Annotated in this window: 1 protein-coding gene; it reads right to left on the minus strand. The window is 67.5% G+C overall.

All coding sequences use genetic code 11. The features are described from left to right. Positions 1-573 (minus strand): hypothetical protein (locus tag D2L64_RS26950; protein WP_119579999.1); only part of this gene is annotated, 573 nt, incomplete at its 3' end. Positions 574-585 lie beyond the last annotated feature (12 nt).

Consider the following 585-nt stretch of genomic DNA (forward strand, 5'->3'; position numbering starts at 1 on the left):
GGCGACCAGGTCAGCGGCCTGCTGCTCCCACTGGGCGTAGTGATCCGGGTACGCCGACACCTGCACCGTCTGCGCGGCCACGGTCAGCGGCATGTCCTGCCACCCGTCGACCTGCTTCAAACCCTTCAGGAACGCCAGGGTCGAGTACTCCGGATCGGTGATCTGCTCCACCGTGCCCCAACCACTGGACGGACGCTGCTGGAACAGACCCTGCGAGTCGTGGTCGTTACGGTCACCCAGGTGACCCAGGTTCTCCAACTTCGACTCCTGCAGGGCGGTGGCGATCGACACCACCGCGGCACGCTCGTCCATGCCGGCCTTCTTCGTCGCCGCGACGATCGCCTTGGCGTTCGCGACCTGCTCGTCGGTCAACTCGATCCGGGACTGCGCGCCCTGCACACCGTGCGGGATCAGCTTGCCGGTCTCCGGCTTGTCGGCCTGCGTCGCGGTCACCGGCTTGCCCGCGGCCAGTGCCGCGCCGTCGACGGTGGTGGCGACCGGACCGGCGAACACGCCACCGGCGAAGGCCAGTCCAGCGATACCGAGCACGCTCTTACGCAGCATCGTGTTCATGACAAAGCTCCA

It is taken from the genome of Micromonospora radicis, from assembly GCF_003583405.1.
Classification (GTDB): Bacteria; Actinomycetota; Actinomycetes; order Mycobacteriales; family Micromonosporaceae; genus Micromonospora; species Micromonospora radicis.